19 protein-coding genes are annotated in these 20,943 nt (G+C 59.3%); 3 read left to right on the forward strand and 16 right to left on the reverse strand.

Translation table 11 applies throughout. The features are described from left to right. Positions 1-326: 326 nt before the first annotated feature. The 7 genes from FGE05_RS03490 to FGE05_RS03520 all read right to left on the reverse strand — a co-directional run bounded on the left by FGE05_RS03490 (position 327) and on the right by FGE05_RS03520 (position 7,869). The gene (locus FGE05_RS03490; RefSeq protein ID WP_139641557.1) at positions 327-2,750 is read right to left on the reverse strand and encodes an AAA family ATPase; all 2,424 of its coding nucleotides are present in this window, start codon (positions 2,748-2,750) and stop codon (positions 327-329) included. Between the two features lie 231 nt (positions 2,751-2,981). Continuing rightward, positions 2,982-3,344 carry a DUF6124 family protein gene (locus FGE05_RS03495; RefSeq protein ID WP_139641559.1) on the reverse strand — a complete coding sequence of 121 codons (363 nt, stop codon included), beginning with the start codon at positions 3,342-3,344 and terminating at the stop codon, positions 2,982-2,984. Between the two features lie 619 nt (positions 3,345-3,963). Next, positions 3,964-4,599, reverse strand: coding sequence for an SCO family protein (locus FGE05_RS03500; protein WP_139641561.1), 636 nt, complete (start codon positions 4,597-4,599; stop codon positions 3,964-3,966). Beyond that, entirely contained in the window at positions 4,596-5,495 is a 900-nt protein-coding gene (gene cyoE, locus FGE05_RS03505; protein ID WP_139641563.1) for a heme o synthase, read from the reverse strand. The genes FGE05_RS03500 and cyoE overlap by 4 nt, the downstream gene beginning before the upstream one ends. Further along, the gene (locus FGE05_RS03510; RefSeq protein WP_139641565.1) at positions 5,483-6,562 is read right to left on the reverse strand and encodes a heme A synthase; all 1,080 of its coding nucleotides are present in this window, start codon (positions 6,560-6,562) and stop codon (positions 5,483-5,485) included. Before FGE05_RS03510 ends, cyoE begins: the two co-directional genes overlap by 13 nt. Before the next feature lie 10 nt (positions 6,563-6,572). Next, the gene (locus FGE05_RS03515; protein ID WP_024778453.1) at positions 6,573-7,166 is read right to left on the reverse strand and encodes a hypothetical protein; all 594 of its coding nucleotides are present in this window, start codon (positions 7,164-7,166) and stop codon (positions 6,573-6,575) included. Further along, a complete protein-coding gene (locus FGE05_RS03520; protein ID WP_139641568.1) occupies positions 7,132-7,869 on the reverse strand; it encodes an SURF1 family protein in 738 nt (245 codons plus the stop codon). The genes FGE05_RS03515 and FGE05_RS03520 overlap by 35 nt, the downstream gene beginning before the upstream one ends. A gap of 70 nt (positions 7,870-7,939) precedes the next feature. Here FGE05_RS03520 and FGE05_RS03525 point away from each other — a divergent pair, with 70 nt between their 5' ends. Beyond that, positions 7,940-8,143: a twin transmembrane helix small protein gene (locus tag FGE05_RS03525; RefSeq protein WP_024778455.1), complete on the forward strand. Its 204-nt coding sequence runs from the start codon at positions 7,940-7,942 to the stop codon at positions 8,141-8,143. Positions 8,144-8,149: 6 nt separating this feature from the next. Here FGE05_RS03525 and FGE05_RS03530 read toward each other — a convergent pair whose 3' ends face one another. From FGE05_RS03530 to coxB, 4 genes are all read right to left on the reverse strand, one after another. Continuing rightward, positions 8,150-9,037: a cytochrome c oxidase subunit 3 gene (locus FGE05_RS03530; protein WP_024778456.1), complete on the reverse strand. Its 888-nt coding sequence runs from the start codon at positions 9,035-9,037 to the stop codon at positions 8,150-8,152. Between the two features lie 24 nt (positions 9,038-9,061). After that, positions 9,062-9,613 carry a cytochrome c oxidase assembly protein gene (locus FGE05_RS03535; protein WP_139641570.1) on the reverse strand — a complete coding sequence of 184 codons (552 nt, stop codon included), beginning with the start codon at positions 9,611-9,613 and terminating at the stop codon, positions 9,062-9,064. Positions 9,614-9,730: 117 nt separating this feature from the next. Continuing rightward, positions 9,731-11,323 carry a cytochrome c oxidase subunit I gene (gene ctaD, locus FGE05_RS03540; protein ID WP_024778458.1) on the reverse strand — a complete coding sequence of 531 codons (1,593 nt, stop codon included), beginning with the start codon at positions 11,321-11,323 and terminating at the stop codon, positions 9,731-9,733. Positions 11,324-11,405: 82 nt separating this feature from the next. Further along, positions 11,406-12,533 carry a cytochrome c oxidase subunit II gene (gene coxB, locus FGE05_RS03545; RefSeq protein ID WP_139641572.1) on the reverse strand — a complete coding sequence of 376 codons (1,128 nt, stop codon included), beginning with the start codon at positions 12,531-12,533 and terminating at the stop codon, positions 11,406-11,408. A 373-nt stretch (positions 12,534-12,906) separates the two neighbouring features. Between coxB and FGE05_RS03550 the strand changes: the two genes are divergently transcribed. Beyond that, entirely contained in the window at positions 12,907-13,557 is a 651-nt protein-coding gene (locus FGE05_RS03550) for a hypothetical protein (protein WP_139641574.1), read from the forward strand. Between the two features lie 142 nt (positions 13,558-13,699). On the opposite strand, the gene FGE05_RS03555 is transcribed toward FGE05_RS03550, so the two are convergent. The 4 genes from FGE05_RS03555 to FGE05_RS03575 form a co-directional block, all read right to left on the reverse strand. Continuing rightward, entirely contained in the window at positions 13,700-14,242 is a 543-nt protein-coding gene (locus FGE05_RS03555) for a hypothetical protein (RefSeq protein WP_139641576.1), read from the reverse strand. 232 nt (positions 14,243-14,474) lie between these two features. After that, positions 14,475-16,004 (reverse strand): SulP family inorganic anion transporter, encoded by a 1,530-nt coding sequence (locus tag FGE05_RS03565; protein ID WP_139641578.1) that lies wholly within the window; start codon positions 16,002-16,004, stop codon positions 14,475-14,477. Positions 16,005-16,096: 92 nt separating this feature from the next. Then, a complete protein-coding gene (locus FGE05_RS03570) occupies positions 16,097-16,828 on the reverse strand; it encodes a carbonic anhydrase (RefSeq protein WP_041020152.1) in 732 nt (243 codons plus the stop codon). Positions 16,829-17,023: 195 nt separating this feature from the next. Beyond that, positions 17,024-18,082 (reverse strand): PA0069 family radical SAM protein, encoded by a 1,059-nt coding sequence (locus FGE05_RS03575; protein ID WP_139641580.1) that lies wholly within the window; start codon positions 18,080-18,082, stop codon positions 17,024-17,026. 195 nt (positions 18,083-18,277) lie between these two features. Between FGE05_RS03575 and FGE05_RS03580 the strand changes: the two genes are divergently transcribed. Then, positions 18,278-18,958: a tyrosine-protein phosphatase gene (locus tag FGE05_RS03580; RefSeq protein WP_139641582.1), complete on the forward strand. Its 681-nt coding sequence runs from the start codon at positions 18,278-18,280 to the stop codon at positions 18,956-18,958. On the opposite strand, the gene FGE05_RS03585 is transcribed toward FGE05_RS03580, so the two are convergent. Beyond that, the gene (locus FGE05_RS03585) at positions 18,939-20,936 is read right to left on the reverse strand and encodes a M3 family metallopeptidase (RefSeq protein WP_139641584.1); all 1,998 of its coding nucleotides are present in this window, start codon (positions 20,934-20,936) and stop codon (positions 18,939-18,941) included. The genes FGE05_RS03580 and FGE05_RS03585 overlap by 20 nt on opposite strands. Between the last annotated feature and the right edge of the window lie 7 nt (positions 20,937-20,943).

The raw sequence follows: 20,943 nt of genomic DNA on the forward strand, positions 1-20,943 counted from the left end.
CTCGTGCCGGTCGACATTGACCGGTACGCAGCTGGCAATGAGACCCACGGACAAAAGCTGCCTGAACTCCCTCTTGAGTGCGAAGCACTCATAGAAGGCCCGCAGCCCTGAATGCCAAGCAGCCAACACACAAAACTCTGTGGCGAGGGGATTTATCCCCGCTGGGGTGCGAAGCAGCCCTGAAATAGCTAATACGATCATTCTGATGCACCGAGATTAATCAATATTCAGGGACGCCTCAGGCCAGCGGTGCGACGCGTCATGTCCCCGAACCTCCAAACCAGGACATCGACACTTGACAGAAAATAAAGCCGCCTCCTTTGGCTTCAAGCCACTCGTTCGGGTTCTCCAATGCTTTTCAATAGGGCATTATATTGAACGGCGTCAGAAGCATATATTTTATCCAAGACATAGTTCGCTACTTTAGCAATCTCAGGGATTTCTACGGGTTTAAAGCTTCTATCTGGTACAGCTTCTAAGTGAGAAAATTCATTGTTAAGGCGATTAACAAGAGCGACGGCCGTATCTTCCTCTTCTCCAAAAAATTTTTTTATCCGTTCAAAAGTGTCGCTCCTATCGTCATGATAGGGGTACTTAAAGAAAAGAAACGCCTCAAGGAATTTTCGCAGGTTGTTGCCAAAGCCAAAGAATGGTTCGTGGCTAATTTGTGCGGCATCCTGATTTTTGCATTTATAGATCTGATGGAACAGGTAGTGAAATTCAGTGATGTAGTCTTTTAGATAAGAGGGCATAAGAAAGATGTTGCTTGCTGCCCCGTTGCGCTCAATCATGAAGTGTTCATGGTCGTAAACGGTTTTGGTCTTGTCTGCCCCCGCAGATATTTTCTTCGTTGGTATGGATAGGCGTTTTAGGTATTTCAGAAAATCCAAATTGTGGGTTGAAATAAAAAGCTGCTTGTATCGGTAGCAGTTTGAACCATCGATTTTTTTTATTGGCTTGGCGATCAAACTTTCAATTAGGCTGAACATGAAAAAAATATGGTTGCTGTCCAAGCTTGAAATAGGGTCATCAATGTAGATTATAAGTTCTTTACCTTTACTTTCAGGATCTTCCAGTTTTGCAATGAAGTAGCAGAAGGAAATCAAACTGCATTCGCCTTCGCTTAGGTTGTACGCGGCCTTGCCATCTCGTGTGATCTCGAACTTGACAGTTGCCTTGTCAGCACTGTCACGAGGCTCAAGCTTGAGGCCGTCATGACCGAAGAAGTTGTTGAGCAGGGAGTTGACTCGCTCGGCCCCTTTACGCTCATCCTTTTGCTTGGCTCTTAAGGCTTGGACTTCTGCCTCGGCGTCACGAATTTCCTTTTCTACGTCCATATATGCCGCGCTTGCGGTGTCGGCGCTGATCTTGAGGGTCGCTATGCGGGTAGATTCAGTTTCATAGGTAATAGCGTCCGCAAACGCAGACACGTCAGCCAACCGAAGCGCGTCTCTCGCAGCGGTCTTATCCTTTTCCAAAGTCTTTGTCTTGCCATTGTTTTTGGCAATCAAAGTATTAATGGCGTCCACATGCTTCTGAATTTTTTTGGGGTCGCACAGTGACGGCAGAAGTGTTATAGCTTGGAACAGATTGTTTTTTCGTGTTTCTAATAACTTCTTGAGTGCTTCCATGTCTTTTTTGTAGATGTCCAATGCCTCGGCAAGCGCCTTGCTGCTCGCGTCAAAGTTAGAACGTTCCTCCGTGTAAAACTGCTCCCCTCTCAACGAGTTAAACCTTGCGACGGCCGCAATCTCGTCGTTGACTGAGGTTATGACATTGTCCAAATCGGTTTCAAGATCACCGGATTCCTTGCTGAAGTGCTCGTCCAGCCTCTGCCAAATATCGTGAGGCAGGCTCTGCCGACAGAAAGCACAAACGTCGCGTTTATCACGGTGGTGAGCGATACCTTGCTTGACCCACAGTTGCAATACGCCGTCGTTTAGTAGTTCTTGAATGGGCTTGGTTGGTGTAATCACTTTGGAAAGAATTGGCTCGGCTTGGCCTTTCAAGGAATCAAGCTGGAGGGCAATGGCAAGCGTGTCTGTTATGTCAGGCAAAGCCTCTTGCTTGAGCAGTGAAATCTTGCCTGCCTGCTCCTGAAGCGTCAGCGGGACAAACTCAGCCTTCTTAGTGGCGGCGATGTCGCGCCTGATGTGGTCGATGTTGTACACGGGAACGCCGTACTGGAGATTTTTCTTGATCTTGTCAGCCGCATGCGAACGCAGCTTGCCTTCCAGTGCAGTGAAAGCAGTACTGTGGTCGGTCTTGGTGCGGTCACGCTCTTTTCTTTTGGCTTCCAGGTCAAAGCGAAGGCCAGCCTTGGCCTCTACGCTTCCCAGCCTAGCCTCGATGGAAGCAATGGCATCGTCAATTTCCTTGTTCTGCTCGCCGACTATGGCGAAGGTCTTGATCTCACCGCCATCCTGATTGACCAAGAAACTGAGGTTATCGGTGACAAAGTCGCGGTTGTAGACCCTTACGTCATAGTTATGAGTCAGTAGGCCGGAGCAGGTTACTGCACCCTTGTCGCCCGTAACGGTGAAGGACGAGCCAGTATAGTTTAAGGGGAGTCTATGCGTCTCCAGGGCACGAAAGACACGAGAAAGAGTCGTTTTGCCCGAGTAGTTGCGCCCGTAGAGGATATTTAGACGCTGGAAGGTCTTAACGTTTTTTCCGCTGTCTCTAACGGCTTTCTTCCACTCTAGCCCGGAAAAGCTTCCGAAGTTTGCGATGTCTATCTGATTGATCATTGATCCATTCCTACCCTGGCGGACTTCAGATGCTTGCAACAGATTAAACCGACCCCAGTTTAGTAGAGACTTTGAGTGTCTGCCTTTGGCCGTTTGTGATCTATCGGGCAGGTAGAAAATTTTTTTGCAGAAAGAGTGCTGAAAATATTTAGAGGTTATTCGTCCGCATTTATGGATAAGGCACAAAAACCCGACGCAGGACGCCGGGTTTTTTCATTGAAAACCCTTTACTTACCGCCCCGGCTCCACATTTTCCAACACCCGATTCGCCAACAACGAACTCAGCTCAATCAACTGCTGAATCCCCAGCGCCAAATGGCGCCGCGAGCCATCCAGGTCAAACGCCAGATCACTAACCATAGCATCGGCTGAAGCCAACGTTTCACTGAGGTTAGCGAGCATGCATTCGTTATCGAGGCCTTTCACAACGGTGAAAACCTGCCCCGGTATCGGTTCGTCTTTGGATTGATCTGTCTTCGGCAGCAAGTAGTGGTCCAGCACGCGTTTGGTGGTTTCTTCTTGCTTCCTGGCCTTGGCTTTTGCGGACTGTGTGGTGGGGCCTGTTTCTGGTGGGTTTGGAGTTACTTTGAACATTGGTGTGATCCTCTAATGGGGCCGCACCATTTCGCTACTAAACGGATGGAGGCGGCTGTGCGCAAGTTAGTAGACCGGTGATCACACCAAACCCGGCGCGCCCGAAGGCGCCATGCGCACAGCCACCATCAAGAACAGGCAATGCCTGCTGATGAGACTTGTGCAACCGAAGATGTGAACCGGGCTACTAAACCCGACCACTGATGAGCAGTGGCAGGGAAACGATAGAACCCCGGAACAAGGCGCACAAGCGGGCGGATTCTGGCGTAGTTGTAGGCAAAGGCGCAAGGATGCGTGGCTTGGTGGAGGAGTGTAGTCAGGGTCTGTAGGAGCAGGGTTTACCGGCGATGCGGGAGATTTGTTTGGGTCTGGAACCGCGTCGATTTCATCGCGAGCAGGCTCGCTCCCACAGGGATTGCGGGCTGTTGCAGATACTGTGTTCACCACCACCCGGTGTGGGAGCGGGGCTGGAGGCCTCTCGCCCTGAACCCAGCCACCGCGTTGTGCCATGTAGATCGCATTCAGCCTTTTGGGGGGCTGCTGCGCAGCCCAGCGGGGATAAATCCCCTCGCCACAAGGAATCGGCATGGCTGAGCTGAGCGGCGTGCCCCTGGAGGGGCTATTTGCGCTTGAGCATCTCTGGCAACTGCGCCACCAGTTTCTGATTATTCAACGGCGCGCGGATGAACCCACGTTGGTGGCCGTCCGGGCCGATGACGGCGAGGTTGCCGCTGTGGTCGACGGTGTAGTTGGGTTTGCTGGTGTCCGCCGGGATGAACGGGATGCTCACGGCGTTGGCGAGTTTCTGCAGGTCTTCGATGGATGCGGCGGTGAGGCCTATGAACTGTGGGTCGAAGTAGCCCAGGTATTGCTTGAGCTGCTTGGGCGTGTCGCGGTTCGGGTCGACGCTGACCAGTACGATCTGCAACTTATCCACAGCCTCTTTCGGCAACTCGCTTTTGATCTGGCGTAGTTGGGCGAGGGTGGTCGGGCAGATGTCCGGGCAGAAGGTGTAGCCGAAGAACAGCAGGCTCCATTTGCCTTTCAAGCCGTCCACGGCCACGGGCTGGCCGTCCTGGTCGGTCATTTTCACTTCCGGCAGGGTGCGCGCCTGGGGCAGCAGGATGATGCCGGCGTCGATCAGCGCCGTCGGGTCGCCTTCACCCTTGCCGGACAGCACTTTGTTGACGGTGAGGCCGAGAATCAGCGCGATCACGGCCACGAGGATGAAGACGGTTTTCTGGGTTCGGGTCATAGGCTCAACAGTAAGTAATGATCTACAAGCAGGGCGATGAACAGCAGGAACAAGTAGTAGATAGAGTACTTGAACGTGTTGATCGCCGCGTGCGGCCGACTGCCACGGTACAACACCACGGCCCATTGCAGGAACCGCGCGCCCAGCACCAGCGCACACACCAGGTAGAGCAGCCCGCTCATCTGGATCACGAACGGCATCAGGCTCACCGCCAGCAGCACCAGGGTGTAGAGCAGGATGTGGATTTTGGTGTAGTGCTCACCGTGGGTGACCGGCAGCATCGGGATGTCGGCCTTGGCGTATTCCTCCTTGCGATGGATCGCCAGGGCCCAGAAGTGCGGCGGGGTCCAGGCGAAGATGATCAGCACCAGCAACAGCGGTTCGGCGCTGACATGGCCGGTGGCGGCGACCCAACCCAGCAACGGCGGCGCAGCGCCGGCCAGGCCGCCGATGACGATGTTCTGCGGCGTCGCGCGCTTGAGGAAACCGGTGTAGACCACTGCATAGCCCAGCAAGGAGGCCAAGGTCAGCCAGGCCGTCAGCGGGTTGGTGAAGGCCAGCAGCAGGGCCTGGCCGATCACCGCCAGGGCCAGGGCGAAGGTCAGTGCGGCGGCCGGCGAAACCCGGCCTTCGGCCAAGGGCCGTTTGTGGGTGCGGGCCATTACTGCGTCGATGCGTCGGTCCACCACGTGGTTGACCGCCGCCGCGCCACCGGCACACAGGGCGATCCCCAGGTTGCCGAACACCAGCACCGTCCACGGCACGCCGGCGCGGGTGGCGAGGAACATGCCGACCAGTGAGGTGATCAGCATCAGCACCACCACTTTCGGCTTGGTCAGCTCCAGATAGTCGCGCCAGATCGCCTGGCTGCGGCGTGCACCGGTCAGGGTTGCCATGGCATCTCTCCTTTTATTGTGATGGGGCTGGTGCCGTGTTTATGCGGGTTGAACCGCCAGCGCAGCGGGACTTGATGCTTGACCCGGACCAGGCTGGTGCGGGCGTGATAATTGACCAGCACCAGGGTCAGCAGCAGCGCCGCGCCCCCGGCGTTGTGAGCGACGGCCACCGGCAGCGGCAGGTGGAACAGCACGTTGCTGATGCCCAGGGTGATTTGCGCCGCCAATGCAGCCAGCACCAGGCCCGCCAAGCGGGTCATGCCCACCGCTTTCAATTGCCAGGCCAGGCCCAGCAGCACCACCGTCACCAACAATGCGCCGATTCGGTGGGTCAGGTGGATGGCGGTGCGGGCGTCGCTGTCTAGCTGGCCGCCCAGGTAGTTCGGGCCGATGTGTTGGGTCAGGTGGAAGCCATTGGCGAAGTCCGCCGGCGGCAGCCATTGGCCGTGGCAGGTGGGGAAGTCGATGCAGGCCACCGCGGCGTAATTGGAGCTGACCCAGCCACCGAGGGCGATCTGCCCGATCACCAGCAGCAGCCCGGCCGTGGCCCAGTGTTGCAGGCGCTTGGGCACGGTCAGCGCCGGCAGTACGCCGGACAATCGCAAGGTGAGCAGGAACAGCAGGCTCAACGTCGCGAAGCCGCCCAGCAAATGTCCGGTCACCACCTGCGGCCATAACTTCAGGGTTACGGTCCACATGCCGAATGCCGCTTGCGCGAAAACCACCGCCAGCAGGAACAACGGCAACTTCAAGGGCTGGCCCGGGCGGTGGCGGTTCATCCAGGACCGTGCCGCCAACGCTACGATCATCAAGCCCAGGGTCCCGGCGAAGTAGCGATGGACCATCTCGTTCCAGCCCTTGTGGGCTTCCACCGGGGTATCGGGAAAATGCAGTTCGGCATGGGCCAGTTGGGCTTCGCTCTTGGGCACGCTGATGAATCCGTAGCAACCGGGCCAGTCCGGGCAGCCGAGGCCGGCGTGGGTCAGGCGGGTGTAGGCGCCCAGCAATACGACGATCAGTGCCAGCAGGGTGGCAAACAGCGCAAGGCGAAATCCTGGTTTGGCCATGTCGATGCCCTCATCCGATGTTCGACAGTTTCAGCAGGTGCCGCAGGTCGTTGAGCAGGTCCTTGCCTTTGACCCGGGCGTCATAGCGCAGCACCAGGTTGCTGTGGGGATCGATGATCCACAGCTGGGCGCCGTCGGTGTTCTGGACGTCTTTCTGATAGACCGGCAGGTCCAGCGGGTAACGTTGCAGTTGTGGGTATTCGCGCTGCAGCTGGGCGTCATATTCGGCATCCAGCGGTTGGGCGATAGCCAGGGCATGGCTGGCGCGGGACGCGTCGCGACCGAGGCCGATCTGCACCTGCCGGGCCAGGTACACCAGTTGCCGGCAGTCCACCGAGCATTCCTTCGGCGCCGTGACGAGGATCTGCCAGCGTTGCTCATCGGCCTGTACGCCGATCTCGGCGCGGGTCTGGCCGGTGCCGATCAGTTCGCCGTGATAGCTGCGGCTGTCCGGGACCCAGAACTGGAATTTGTACATGCCGGTGGCCAGGATCATCGGGCCGATGACGCCGAACACGATCAGCAGCAGTTGCAGGCGTCCCTTGCGACGGTCGCGCGCGGAGGGTGCCTCAGACGTGTTGGTTGGATTCATGGCGGTTCCCATGGTGTCTCCCTGCGTTATGCCATCCGAGATAAAGAAAAAGGCCGAACAGTGCCGCCGCCATGGCGAACCACTGCACGGCATAACCGAGGTGTTTTTCCGGGCCCATGCTCACCACCGGCCAATCGGTCCGGTAGGCGCCGGGGCCGTTTTGTTGGCGCAATTCATAGGCGAAACCGTGGCGGCCCAGCTCGGCCCAGAGCTTGTCCGGCTCGATGGCGGTGACCAGGCGTGGCCAAGGTGCGCCGGTGGGGTCGGCGTGGAGCTGGAACGTGGTGCCGGGCGCGACATAGACCCAGGCCTCCAGGCTCAAAGGCTGTTCGGGGGTGTCGAAGACCGGCGGGGTGCGGCGGTCAGGCCAGGGCAGCCACCCACGATTGACCAGCAGCCACAGCCCGGTGCGGTGGTCGAGAAAGGGTTGCAGCAACTCGACGCCGACCTTGCCGTCGTGCTGGCGGTTATCCAGCAGGATGCTGTGCTCGGCGTCGAACTGACCGCTGAGCTGCACCGGCCGAAAGGCTGGATCCGCCGTCTGTTGCAGCTCGGCGCTGTCCATTGGCGGCGCCACGCGACGCTCGGCGTAGTTCGCCATGAGCACGCGCTTCTGTTCGCCCCGGCTCAATTGCCAGAAGCCCAGGCACACCATCACCGGCACCAGAATGGCCACCACCAGTGTCGGTACGAGGCCCGGCCGGAAGCCTTTCATGGCGCCGCCCGAAAGTCGTCGAACGGGAAAGCTATACTCACGTGCATCGCGTCCCCCCGGAGTGTCCCTGATGCTAAAAGCAGCCATCGTCCTGATGCTGATCGCCACGGTTGTCAGCCTGTTCAGCGGCCTGTTTTTTCTGGTCAAGGACGAAAGCGATTCCAATCGCCTGATGATCGCCCTGGCGATTCGGGTCAGCCTGGCCGCTGTCACCGTCGGCTTGATCGCCTGGGGCTTCTTCAGCGGCCAGTTGGTGTCCCACGCGCCTTGGTAAAAAGCGCTAGAGCACGTAGACGAAGATGAACAACCCGATCCACACCACATCGACGAAGTGCCAGTACCAGCTCGCCGCCTCGAAGCCGAACTGATGCTCGTTGTCGAAGTGTCCGCGCATGATCCGCATCAGCATGACGAACAGAATGATCGTGCCGATGGTGACGTGGGCGCCGTGGAAACCGGTGAGCATGAAGAACGTCGCGCCGTAGACCCCGGAGCCCAGGGTCAGGCCCAGTTCCTTGTAGGCGTGGATGTATTCTTCGGCCTGGAAGCTCAGGAACGCGCAACCCAGTAGCACGGTGATCGCCAGCCAGAGCTTCAGCGCGCCACGGTGGCCTTTTTTCAAGGCATGGTGGGCGATGGTGACCGTGACGCTGGAGCTGACCAGCAGCACGGTGTTGAGCAGCGGCAGGCCCCAGGGGCTGATGACTTCCTTGGGCGCCGGGAACAGTTTCGGGTCGGGGTTGTTCAGCAAGGGCCAGGTGAACTGGAAGTTCGGCCAGAGCATATGGGCCAGACCCTTGGTGCCTTCGCCGCCTAGGGCCGGTCCCGACACATGGCGTACGTAGAACAGCGCACCGAAGAAGGCGATGAAGAACATCACCTCGGAAAAGATGAACCAGCTCATGCCCCAGCGAAACGAGCGGTCGAGCTGCGGGCTGTACAGCCCGGCGCGGCTTTCCTTGACCACCGCGCCGAACCAGCCGAACAGCATGTAGGCCACCAGCAGGCCGCCGACGAAGAAGATCAGCGGGCCGTGGGATTCCGGTCGGGCGGCCTTCAGGTCGTTGAACCAGGTCGCCAGGCCATACACCGTGACGAACATCCCGACCGTGGCGATGATCGGCCACTTGCTCTGGGCCGGAACGTAATAGTGTTCGTGAGTTGCCATTTATTGTTCTCCTTATCGGGCACGCTATCGTTCAGTGTTTTGAGCCACCGGTGGATGACGAGCGGTGATATCGAACAGCGTGTAGGACAGCGTCAGGTGCTTCACATCCTTGGGCATGTCCCGGTCGACGATGAAGCGCATGGGCATTTCGATCCGTTCACCGGGTTGCAGCACTTGCTGGGTAAAACAGAAACACTCGGTCTTGTGGAAGTACGCCGCCGCGGTGCTCGGCGCGATGCTCGGAACGGCCTGGGCGCTCATCGGCCGGTCGGTGGGGTTGTGGGCCACGAAGACCATCTCGTTCACCGCGCCCGGCTGCACCACCAACTGATCACCCTTGGGGTAGAAGTCCCAGGGCATGTCCACCGCATTGGTCGACAGGAACTGCACGCGCACCTGCCGCGACGCATCGGCCACCTGCTCGCCTTCGTACTGCCCGGCGGTCTTGCCATTGATGCCGAACGCCTTGCACATCACGTCGTAGATCGGCACCAGGGCAAAGCCGAAGACGAACATCGCCACCACCACGATCATCAGGCGGGTGACCAGTTTCTTCAGCGAAATCGAGTCAGCCATGGTTCCCAACCTCCCCACGAACCCCTGTGGGAGCGAGCCTGCTCGCGATAGCGGTGCATCTGGCACACCGAGTCGCGTCTATCGCGAGCAGGCTCGCTCCCACAAGGGCAACCGTGTTCATTTCACTTCCGGCGGCGTAGTAAAGGTGTGATACGGCGCCGGCGACGGCACGCTCCACTCCAGCCCTTCGGCGCCATCCCACGGTTTGGCCGGTGCTGGCGGGCCGCCGCGGATGGTCTTGATCACGATGAACAGGAAGAAGATCTGCGTGGTGCCGAACATGAACGCGCCGATGGACGAAACCATGTTGAAGTCGGCGAATTGCAGGTTGTAGTCCGGAATCCGCCGGGGCATGCCCGCCAGGCCGACGAAGTGCATGGGGAAGAACGCCATGTTCATCCCGATGAACGACAGCCAGAAGTGCAGCTTGCCGAGGGTTTCGTCATACATGTGGCCGGTCCATTTCGGCAGCCAGTAGTAGGCCGAGGCGAAGATCCCGAAGATCGCGCCGGGCACCAGCACGTAGTGGAAATGCGCGACCACGAAGTAGGTGTCCTGGTACTGGAAGTCCGCCGGGGCGATGGCCAGCATCAGCCCGGAGAAACCACCGATGGAGAACAGGATCACGAACGCCACGGCAAACAGCATCGGCGTCTCGAACGTCAGCGAGCCTTGCCACATGGTGCTGGCCCAGTTGAACACCTTCACCCCGGTGGGCACGGCGATCAGCAGGGTGGCGTACATGAAGAACAGCTCGCCCACCAGCGGAATGCCCACCACGAACATGTGGTGCGCCCAGACGATGAACGACAGGAACGCAATGGCCGCCGTGGCGTAGACCATCGAGGTGTAGCCGAACAGCGGCTTGCGCGAGAACGCCGGGATGATCGAGCTGACGGCACCGAAGGCCGGCAGGATCATGATGTACACCTCGGGGTGCCCGAAGAACCAGAACACGTGCTGGAACAGCACCGGATCACCGCCGCCGGCGGCACTGAAGAAGCTGGTGCCGAAGTGGATGTCCATCAGCATCATCGTCACGCAGCCGGCCAGCACCGGCATCACCGCGATCAGCAGGAACGCGGTGATCAGCCAGGTCCAGACGAACAGCGGCATTTTCATCAGCGTCATGCCGGGGGCGCGCAGGTTGAGGATGGTGGCGATCACGTTGATCGCGCCCATGATCGAACTGATCCCCATCAGGTGGATGGCGAAGATGAAGAACGTCACGCTTTCCGGCGCGTAGGTGGTGGACAGCGGGGCGTAGAAGGTCCAGCCGAAGTTCGGCCCGCCGCCCGCGGTGAACAGCGTGGACACCAGCAGCAGGAAGGCGGCCGGCAACAGCCAGAAGCTGAAGTTGTTCATGCGCGGCAGGGCCATGTCCGGCGCGCCGATCATCAACGGGATCATCCAGTTGGCGAGGCCGACGAAGGCCGGCATCACCGCGCCGAAGACCATCACCAGGCCATGCATGGTGGTCATCTGGTTGAAGAACGCCGGTTCCACGATCTGCAGGCCGGGCTGGAACAGTTCGGCGCGGATCACCATGGCGAACGAGCCGCCCAGCAGGAACATGGAGAAGGCGAACCACAGGTACAGCGTGCCGATATCCTTGTGGTTGGTGGTCAGTACCCAGCGCATCAGGCCCTTGGCGGGGCCGTGGGCGTGGTCGGCGCCGGCATGACCGTGGTCATCGATCACAGCACTCATGTCCTGTCTCCTTCGAACGAATGGGCTGGACGGCGCGGGGCGATGAGCCCCGACCGGTTGCGGGAACACACGTCAGGCCGGCTCATTTGCTTTCCGCCTGTTTGAGTTCCAGCACTTCTTTCGGCGTAACCATGTCGCCCTTGTTGTTGCCCCAGGCGTTACGTTCATAGGTCACGACGGCGGCGATATCGACTTCCGACAGCTGCTTGCCGAACGCGGCCATGGCGGTCCCCGGTTTGCCGTGGAAAACCAGGCTCAGGTGATCGGCCTTCGGCCCGGTGGCAATCTTCGAGCCCTTGAGTGCCGGGAACATCGGCGGCAGGCCCTGGCCTTCGGCCTGGTGACAGGCCACGCAGGTGGTGTGGTAGATCTTGTCGCCACGTTCCTTGAGTTCGTCGAGGGTCCATTCCTTGCTGGTCAGCTCTTTGAGCTGCGCGGCTTCGGCCTTGCGTTCGGCCAGCCATTTTTCGTAGTCGGGCTTGCTCTTGACCTCGACCACGATGGGCATGAAACCGTGGTCCTTGCCGCACAGCTCGGCACACTGGCCGCGATACAGGCCGGGCTTGTCGACCCGGGTCCAGGCTTCGTTGACGAAGCCGGGAATGGCGTCGCGCTTGACCGCGAAGGCCGGCACCCACCAGGAGTGGATCACGTCGGCGGAGGTCACCAGAAAGCGCACCTTGGCGTCGACCGGCAGCACCAGCGGCTTGTCGACTTCCAACAGGTAATGTTCGCCCTTGGCGCTCTGGTTATGGATCTGTTCGGCGGGTGTCGCCAGGTTGCTGAAGAACTCGACGTCCTGGCCCAGGTATTTGTAGTGCCACTTCCACTGGTAGCCGGTGATCTGGATATCGATGTCCGACTCGCTGGAGTCGTACATCTTGATCAGGGTCGCGGTGGCGGGAATCGCCATGGCCACCAGGATCAGGAAGGGCACGATGGTCCAGAGGATCTCGACGCGGGTGTTCTCGTGGAAGTGGGCCGCGTTCTGGCCTGTCGAGCGGCGGTGCATCATCATCGACCAGAACATGGCGCCGAAGACGATGAGGCCGATCACTACACAGATCCAGAAGATGGTCATGTGCAGGTCGAAAACTGCATTGCTGATCTGTGTCGCTCCAGGCGCCATATTCACAGTCCAGGCCGCTTGTGCCTGGCTGAAAATCGAACACAACAGGAGGCCCATCCAAACATGTGGATGTCGCGTCATTGCGGGTTCCCCTTATCGTTCTTGTTATCCCGTAGGCATAAAGCCCGCGGCAAGGAGAGCGGCTACATCAGACTACGAACTCGAACCGCCGTGCCTTGCTGCCGTACATCGGGTTCATCAGCTAACTCCATTCAGAACCGAGTATAGACAGCGACTGCAACCTCGCAACGCGATGGCGTAAATCGTTTGAAACAGACGGGACTTGCGCTGGAGGCCGCGAATGGAGAAGGATGCGAAACCAGATGATGGCAAACCGATATAACAGCGCTGCATCAAGGAAGAGGCATTTATGACAAATAGGTCTTAGGCGTGTTTATTCGCCAGCTAAGTTATGTCTTCCCTATTTCATTGCCTTTGTTTTCCTGGAGTTGTCATGAACACCGCCGCATTGCGCGAGCAGATCCAAAAAGCCCAACAACACGAAGCCGAGACCGGCCAATTGGCCCGTCAGTTGGAAGGCCAGTTACCGCACCTGCACCGGGCTATCCAATTGCCAGAGACGAATGCCAACGACGTCCTGGCGCGGTTTGTCGCCGCCTACATCGACGAAGTCCCCGACCTGCTGGATGCGGCCAACGAGGTCGCCAAGGAGGCGGGCATCGAGCCGCAAATCAAACCGGTGCTGACAATCGCCGAACAGTATTTCCTCCAGCCGCCGACGATCATGGCCGGTCATGTCGGGCTCGACAGCCTGCTGGACGAGGCCTACCTGGCCCACCGATTCGTCGAAGAGGTCAATGACCTGTACATCAAGCATTTCGGCCAGCCATTGATCCCCTTGGACATGACGGTCGCCAATCTGATTGCCCACCAGTTGATCGGCGAAGCCTTTGCCAACCAGCTCGACGAAGTGGTGCATCACGCCTTTGATGAGATGCTCAACGAAGAGACATTTGCCTTGGAGTCGGTGGAAACCTACCGCGAGAAACTCAGCAGCCCGAACACCGGCGCCGCCTGGAAGCGCTGGCCGTGCATGTCGCGGCGCCTGGGGGTCGGACTGGAACTGGACAAGCCGGCGGCTTGATCAAGAGCTGACTCTCACCAACCCCCTGTGGGAGCGAGCCTGCTCGCGATAGCGGTCTATCAGCTGACTAAAATGTAGTCTGATGCACCGCCATCGCGAGCAGGCTCGCTCCCACATTCGTTCATAAGGATGCCCTTCGCTTTCAGGCCTTGAAGTCTTTCATCGAGGCAAAGGAATTCGCGATCTTGCGGTAGATCAAGTGATCGTCCAGATCCGTATCGCCATCGCTGTCGGCGTCGGTGGCGTTGATGACCTCTCGATAAAGTCCCTTGTTGTAGCCGGTCACCGTCACGATTGAATCGGGGGCGGTCATGTCGGAATCTTTCTTGTAGAGGCCGATGTTGACGTCAGGCAGTGCAGTGTTTCGGCTATTGCTGCCAAACGACACCAGGATGCATTTGTACAGCCGCCGCTCATCCATGCTACTCAACGTGACCATGGCGCTGGCCAGGTCGGCGGCAAGGGTGTAGTAAGACGCGTCATCGTCGTCGATGTCGTCGTCGCCCTCGACATCGTCCACACCTTCAGCGGTTTCATATTGGCCAGTGGTGGAATTGGCATAGGCCGTGACGACGACATCGGGTTTGAGTCCGGGCCTATACCCGTTGTTATATCGGGAGATTATGGCTTCTGACACACCATCGTCATTAGAGTCGTTGAACTCGTATAGCAGCGCGTAGTTCATGGAATGCTCCATGGGAGATAGGGAAGATACCTCCCCTACAAACTAAGTCTCGCTCAACGAATGCGTCTACTGTCATAGCTGACAGGTGTACGTGTGTACAACTGTTCCAAGTGCCAACAAAAAACCTGTGGGAGCGAGCCTGCTCGCGATCGCGGTGTATCAGCTAACGAAAATGTTGTCTGACGCACCGCCATCGCGAGCAGGCTGGCTCCCACATTCGTTTATCAGGGTGTCAGGACGCCGCAGCGCCAATCCCCGTCGTCGTTCGCAACCGTCCTTCCAGTCGGCGCTTGAGCCCGCGGGACTCGATCAGCAGCTTCGATCCCTTGCTGGCGTTCGCCCGGCTCCATTCTTCCAACAACTCCAGGCAGGAGTGGTCGATGTAGCTCAGGTTGTTGAGCGGCACATGTACCGTCACGCCCTCGGGGATGGTCCCCAACACCTGGGTCAACGCCGGCACCTTGAGGAAGGTCGCCGCGCCGACCAGGCGCAGTTCCATCTCACCTTCCTGGGGCAGATCCACCAGGCTGATTTTCAGTCGCGAGGCTTTCCAGGCCAATTTCGCCAGGGTCAGGCCGAAACCGATCAGCACGCCGGTGAGCAGGTCGGTGAAGATGATCGCCAACGCCGTCGCGGCATAGGTAAACATCGGCATCCGGCCATAACGGCCCAGGCCTCGAAACGCCTTGAGATCCACCAGTTTGAAACCGGTGTAGACCAGCACCCCCGCCAGGCTCGCCACCGGAATGCTTTGCAGCACGCTGGACAGCAGCAGGACAAAGAGCAGCAGCCACAGGCCATGGAAAATCGTCGACATCCGCGTGGTGGCTCCGGCCTGGACGTTGGCCGAGCTGCGCACGATCACCCCGGTCATCGGCAAGGCACCGAGCAGGCCGCAGAGCATGTTGCCGATACCTTGGGCGGACAGTTCCCGGTCGAAATCCGCACGCTCGCCGCTGTGCATGCGATCCACGGCGGCGGCCGACAGCAGGGTTTCGGCGCTGGCGATGAACGCGACCGTCAAGGCGGCGACCAGCAACATTGGATCAGCCAGGTTCATCAGATCCGCCGGGCGTAGCCAATCGATGGCTTCGGCGAGGTTGTCCGGCACTTCGACACGCTTGACCTGCAAGGCCAGCACGAGGCTGGCCACGGTGGCCAAGCCGACACCGAGCAAGGCGCCGGGTATGAAGCGCAGGCCGTGAGGGCGAAATTTTTCCCACAGCCACATCACCGCAATCGTCGACAGGCCCAGCAGGCCGGCCTGCCAGCCGAACGACGGCAACGCCTGGGCGACTGCGCCGGGGAATGCCGCCAGGTTATCCAGCCCTGACGGCTTGGGCGCCGCGTCGAGCATCACGTGGACCTGGGACAGCACGATCAGCACGCCGATACCCGCCAGCATGCCGTAGACCACGGCCGGCGCGGTGACCCGGAACCAGCAGCCCAGGCGAAAACGCCCGGCCAGTAATTGCAGGAGCCCGGCCAGCAACAGGATCGGCCCGAGCATGCCTACGCCATGTTGGCGCACCAGTTCGAAAACCAGCACCGCCAACCCGGCGGCCGGCCCGCTGACTTGCAGCTTCGAACCGGCGAAAAAGCCCACGATCAGTCCACCGACAATGCCGGTGATCAGACCCTTGGCGGGCGGCAGACCGGACGCAATGGCGATGCCCATGCACAAGGGCAGCGCCACCAGAAACACAACCACCGAAGCCAGCAGCTCCCGTGGCAGAACAGCTTTCAATTGAGCAGCACGCATGGCGGTTCTCCTGAAGATTCTTCAGGCATGGCAAGGCCCGCCCGCTCGAAGAGCAGGAAGGCTTGACCACGCAAGGATTTATTTAGGAGCGATTAGAAGCGCGCTTTGGGCGTCGCGACCGGGATCGGATGGCTGCCATCGAGCGGCAGGAAACGACCCTGGTCCGCATCGAAGGCTTTGATCTCGCTGGTCTCGATGTTGTACACCCAGCCGTGGATGAACAACTGACCGCTGGCCATGCGCGAGGCCACCGAAGGGTGCGTTCGCAAGTGCTGCAATTGCGCGATCACGTTTTCTTCAGTGAGGATGGGCATGGTCTGTTTTTCGTCGCCGCACGGGCAGTTGTCGTGGACCATGGTCTTGGCCACTTCGGCGTGGCGCAGCCAGGCTTTGACCGTGGGCATTCTTTCCAGGGTTTCGGGGTTGAGCACCGCGCGCATGGCGCCGCAATCGGAATGACCGCACACAATGATGTGCTGCACCCCAAGGGCCAGTACGGCGTATTCGATGGCGGTGGAGACGCCGCCGTTCATTTGTCCATAAGGCGGAACGACGTTGCCGACGTTGCGGGTCACGAACAGATCGCCTGGAGAGCTATGGGTAATCAGCTCGGGCACGATGCGCGAATCGGCGCAGGTGATGAACATCGCCCGGGGCGATTGGGCGGTGGCGAGTTTCTTGAAGAGTTCTTCCTGCTGCGGGAAGACTTCGTGATGGAAATGCAAAAAGCCGTCAACAATATGCTGCAGCGCTGCATCGGCGGTTTCCGCCTCGGGTTGGGCTGAAGCCGACGCAGCCAACGGCTGTTTATCCTTGTCACTCATGATTCATCCTCATAACGCCAGTGGCTGGTTAAAAAACGTCCAGGTCAAAGGGTTCGACCCGTCAGTCACTCGATGAACAAGGTAGCGGTCGAAACTTAACTCAAACTGAATCGGAGGCTCTAGGACAATGATTACGGGCATGACCTAAAGTGCAGGTGCCCTCCTGTCCAGCCTGTGCTGCAGGGTCAACTTTAATCAAATCAACGACATCTGTCGGCCCGGCGGGCAAAAGGCCTCGCAGTCGAGAGTGTACCCTTCGCGCCGATCGAGCCCCAAGCGTTTGATCGCCTTGGCGAAGCGCTGGGCCAGCAGGTCGGCAAAGGGGCCTTCGCCGCGCATGCGTTTGCCAAACTGGCTCTCGTACAGCTCGCCGCCACGGCTCTGGCGGACCAGGCTCAACACATGGGCGGCGCGCTGCGGGTAGTGGGCCTGCAACCACTCTTCGAACAGTGGCGCGACCTCCAGCGGCAAACGCAGCATGATGTAGGAAGCACTTTGGGCACCGGCGGCATGGGCTTCGTTCAGCAGGCTTTCGATTTCGCTGTCGTTGATCATCGGAATCATCGGCGCGCACAACACCCCCACGGGAATGCCCGCCTCCCGCATCACCCTGATCGCTCGCAACCGCGCCTTGGGCGCCGCCGCGCGGGGTTCGAGAATACGTTTGAGCTCGTCGTCCAGGGTGGTGAGGCTGATCATCACCGCCACCAGCCGTTGCCGGGCCAGCTCGGTGAGCAGGTCCAGGTCCCGCAGGATCAGCGAGCCCTTGGTCACGATGGTCACCGGGTGGCGATAGCGCAGCAGCACCTCCAGGATCCGGCGGGTGATGCGCTGTTCGCGTTCGATGGGCTGGTAAGGATCGGTATTGGAGCCCAGGTTGATCGGCGCGCACTGATAGCCGCGCTTGGACAGTTGCTCCTCCAGCACGTCGGCGGCGTTGCTCTTGGCAATCAGTCTGGTTTCGAAATCCAGCCCCGGCGACATGTCCCAATACGCATGGCTGGGCCTTGCATAGCAGTAGATACAGCCATGTTCACAGCCCCGGTAAGGGTTGATCGAGCGATCGAAAGGGATATCCGGAGAGGTATTGCGGGTGATGATGGTCTTCGCCGCCTCGAAGCGCACTTCGGTGCCTTGGGTCAGTGGTACTTCCTGATACCAACCATCATCTTCGACCACCGAGCGGCTCGGGGCGAAGCGGTTGTGTGGGTTGGTAGCGGTGCCACGACCGCGAGGCGGAAGAGAGGCCGACATGAGAAATACTCCGATGCTGTATGTGCATACAGTATCTCCTGCATTCGGATTGGACCAGTGCCATTCAGCGCCTGAGGGGCGTTGGCGCATCTGCGATGACAATTCACAACACTTTGACGTCCTTGTTACGGGTTTTTAACTGGGCAGAGCCGAAACTGCTCCACTTCGAACTCTCTTGTTTCCGGTCATCCGTGCATGTTCAAGTTTCGCTCCCGTTCACTGTGTTGCCTGGCCTTGCTGATGGGGCTGGCCGTGCCCTCGGTCCAGGCCGCTGATGTCGTACAGACGAGGCCCGCTGAGTGGGCCCAGCCTGTAGAAAAGGATTACAACCTTTACCAGATGTCACCCACCCTTTACCGCAGTTCCTTGCCGGATGGTGGAGCCTTGCCCCTGCTGACGAAGCTCAGGATCGGCACGGTCATCACCTTCCTGCCAGAGTCGGATGCACGCTGGCTCTCCACCCCCGGTATTGAGCAGGTACGGTTGCCGTATCGCACCAACCATGTCGACGACAGCGACATCCTTCGGGCCTTGCGTGCCGTCCAGGCGGCCGAAGCCAAGGGCCCCGTACTGATGCACTGCAAGCACGGCTCGGACCGCACCGGGCTGGTGGCGGCGATGTACAGGGTGGTCGTGCAGGGCTGGAGCAAAGAAGACGCGCTGAACGAAATGACCGAAGGCGGCTTCGGCGACAGCCATCACTTCAAGGATGGGGTTCGTTACATGATGCAGGCCGATGTGGAAAAACTCCGTCTTGCATTGGCGAACGGCGAATGCAGCACTAGCGTGTTTGCCCTTTGCTCCTTGAAGAGCTGGGTCAACTCGACCACGACAGCCCATCACCTTGAGCCGCAGATCACCCTGCCCGAGCGCTGATCGATGACGTGCCTGAAAAGGCGGCGATGGAGACGGACAGCGGTCGCGAGTCACCTGGCGCAAAAATGGTTTCACGCAACGCGCGGCCGGTTACCGGGTTGAACAGCCCGTCGCGCTTGAATCGCTGGAACACGGTCATGGCCAATTCCTTTGCCCAGGCGTAGGCGTAGATCGTCGCCCCATAGCCGGTCACCAGGTAGTCCAGGCCATTGGGCCAGCGCTCGCTCGGCGACACCGGCAGATGCCCCACCTGCGCGCTGGTTTGATCAAATACCTGTTGGACGGTCCGCCCGTCGCCGTGGGTGCGGTGTAATTCCATGTCGAATAAAGCGCTGCGCAACAGCACCGCGGTTTCCCAACTGTTCTGGGTGCGGGCAAAGGTCAACAGTTGAGTGGCGACCTCGTCAGGCATCTTTTCTCCGGTTTGATAGTGCTTCGAGATCCGCACCAGGCATTGCCTTGAGAAGCACCATTGCTCGAACAGGATCCCGGCAAATTCGGCGGTGTCGCGAGACAGGCTGTTGATGCCCGACAGATCGCGATAGTCGGCGCGGGTCAGGACATGCTGCAGGCAATGGCCGAACTCATGGAAAAGGATTCGCAGTTGCAGATGGTCGAGCAGGACCGGGTCTGGTCCCTCGCTGCGCGGTAGCCAGCCATGCAGCGCTGCGATGGGGTGTCGTGGACGGCCCTCGGCGGTGATGTGGCGGTTTCGCAGGGTGGTGGTATTGGGAAAACCGTCTCGGTTGGCATCCGAAAACGGATCGAAATAAATGTAACCAATGGTCGCGTCCCATTCGCGGACTTCGAACAGACGCACGTCGGGGTGCCAGGTCGCTACATCCTGTCGCTCGACGAAGTCGACGCCGAACAACTCCGTCGCCATCCGCAACAGCTGGGCAAACGTGGGCTCCAATGCAAACCAGACACTCAGCGCTTCCCTGGAAACGCCTGCTGCCTGCTGGCGAAGTTGATTCGCCAGGTAGGGGTAGTCCCAGGGCTGGGGGTCGCTGAGACCTTGCTGCGTGGCAAAGGTCTTGAGCTGGTCGGCGTCCCGCTTGAATGTGTGCTGCTGCCGTTCGAGCTGTGCCCGCAGAAACGTCATGACTTCTTCAGTGGAGGCGGCTTGCTCTGGCTCGATCGCCAGCTGGGCAAAATTCGAATAGCCCAGGGAGGTGGCGTACTGATGACGGTCATCGAGCAATTGCCTGAGTATGTCGGCGTTGTCGAACTGGCCCGCGTGTGGGCCTTGATCCGATGCGCGGGTGCTGTAGGCCTCGTACATCTGCTGACGTAGGAAACGGTTGTCGGCGTAGTGAGTGACGATGCCAAATGATTCATCGCTAAGTGTCAGCAGCCATCCCGTGCGGCCGGCTTCCCGCGCCTGGCGGGCCATTTGTTGCTTGAACCGCGACGGCAGGCCGCTCAGCTGAGCTTCATCGTCAAACGTTTTGCGCCAGGCCTGGTTGGCCAGTTGCAGGTTTTCCAGGAATAACCCCTGGACCTCCTTGATGCGCAGCTTCAGCAGGCTCTGGCCTGCCGGCATGTGCTGGTGAAATTGGTGCAGGATTTTCTTCAGGACCCGTGTGCGAGTCGGTGCGAAATGCCTGGCGATCTGGCTGTCCGCCAAGCGCTGATAGAGCTCGAACAGCGTGGGGTGTTGTTTCAGCGAAGCCTGGAAGTCATGTAATCGTTCACTGCAATCCAGGGAGGCCCGCGCCCAGGCGTCCGCTGTCCGGGTCGTGGTCAGAAGGTGCAGCAGGTAACCGAAGCCTTCCAATCGTGTGTGGATTTCATCCATGGCCAACACGAGGTCGTCCCAAGTGGGGAAGGGCGTCTGGGTCTTGATGATATGGGCGACCTGATCGCGGCTTTCGGCAAGCAGGCGGTCGAGGGCGGGTGAGAAGTGTTCGGCTTGAATCTGCGAAAAAGGCGGCAGGTCATACGCCTGCAGCAGCGGGTTATCGTCGTGGGGCATGGAGGGC

It is taken from the genome of Pseudomonas sp. ICMP22404 (genome assembly GCF_006227205.1).
In the GTDB taxonomy this organism is placed as follows: domain Bacteria; phylum Pseudomonadota; class Gammaproteobacteria; order Pseudomonadales; family Pseudomonadaceae; genus Aquipseudomonas.

Excerpts from the sequence above, each read along its gene's own strand:
- FGE05_RS03515 (WP_024778453.1), bottom strand. The coding sequence starts at position 7,166 with ATGGGAACCGCCATGAATCCAACCAACACGTCTGAGGCACCCTCCGCG.
- ctaD (WP_024778458.1), bottom strand. The coding sequence starts at position 11,323 with ATGAGTGCTGTGATCGATGACCACGGTCATGCCGGCGCCGACCACGCC.
- FGE05_RS03495 (WP_139641559.1), bottom strand. The coding sequence starts at position 3,344 with ATGTTCAAAGTAACTCCAAACCCACCAGAAACAGGCCCCACCACACAG.
- cyoE (WP_139641563.1), bottom strand. The coding sequence starts at position 5,495 with ATGGCAACCCTGACCGGTGCACGCCGCAGCCAGGCGATCTGGCGCGAC.
- FGE05_RS03555 (WP_139641576.1), bottom strand. The coding sequence starts at position 14,242 with ATGAACTACGCGCTGCTATACGAGTTCAACGACTCTAATGACGATGGT.
- FGE05_RS03490 (WP_139641557.1), bottom strand. The coding sequence starts at position 2,750 with ATGATCAATCAGATAGACATCGCAAACTTCGGAAGCTTTTCCGGGCTA.
- FGE05_RS03530 (WP_024778456.1), bottom strand. The coding sequence starts at position 9,037 with ATGGCAACTCACGAACACTATTACGTTCCGGCCCAGAGCAAGTGGCCG.
- FGE05_RS03535 (WP_139641570.1), bottom strand. The coding sequence starts at position 9,613 with ATGGCTGACTCGATTTCGCTGAAGAAACTGGTCACCCGCCTGATGATC.
- FGE05_RS03565 (WP_139641578.1), bottom strand. The coding sequence starts at position 16,004 with ATGCGTGCTGCTCAATTGAAAGCTGTTCTGCCACGGGAGCTGCTGGCT.
- FGE05_RS03570 (WP_041020152.1), bottom strand. The coding sequence starts at position 16,828 with ATGAGTGACAAGGATAAACAGCCGTTGGCTGCGTCGGCTTCAGCCCAA.
- FGE05_RS03510 (WP_139641565.1), bottom strand. The coding sequence starts at position 6,562 with ATGGCCAAACCAGGATTTCGCCTTGCGCTGTTTGCCACCCTGCTGGCA.
- FGE05_RS03500 (WP_139641561.1), bottom strand. The coding sequence starts at position 4,599 with ATGACCCGAACCCAGAAAACCGTCTTCATCCTCGTGGCCGTGATCGCG.
- FGE05_RS03550 (WP_139641574.1), top strand. The coding sequence starts at position 12,907 with ATGAACACCGCCGCATTGCGCGAGCAGATCCAAAAAGCCCAACAACAC.
- FGE05_RS03525 (WP_024778455.1), top strand. The coding sequence starts at position 7,940 with ATGCTAAAAGCAGCCATCGTCCTGATGCTGATCGCCACGGTTGTCAGC.
- FGE05_RS03575 (WP_139641580.1), bottom strand. The coding sequence starts at position 18,082 with ATGTCGGCCTCTCTTCCGCCTCGCGGTCGTGGCACCGCTACCAACCCA.
- coxB (WP_139641572.1), bottom strand. The coding sequence starts at position 12,533 with ATGACGCGACATCCACATGTTTGGATGGGCCTCCTGTTGTGTTCGATT.
- FGE05_RS03585 (WP_139641584.1), bottom strand. The coding sequence starts at position 20,936 with ATGCCCCACGACGATAACCCGCTGCTGCAGGCGTATGACCTGCCGCCT.
- FGE05_RS03580 (WP_139641582.1), top strand. The coding sequence starts at position 18,278 with ATGTTCAAGTTTCGCTCCCGTTCACTGTGTTGCCTGGCCTTGCTGATG.
- FGE05_RS03520 (WP_139641568.1), bottom strand. The coding sequence starts at position 7,869 with ATGAAAGGCTTCCGGCCGGGCCTCGTACCGACACTGGTGGTGGCCATT.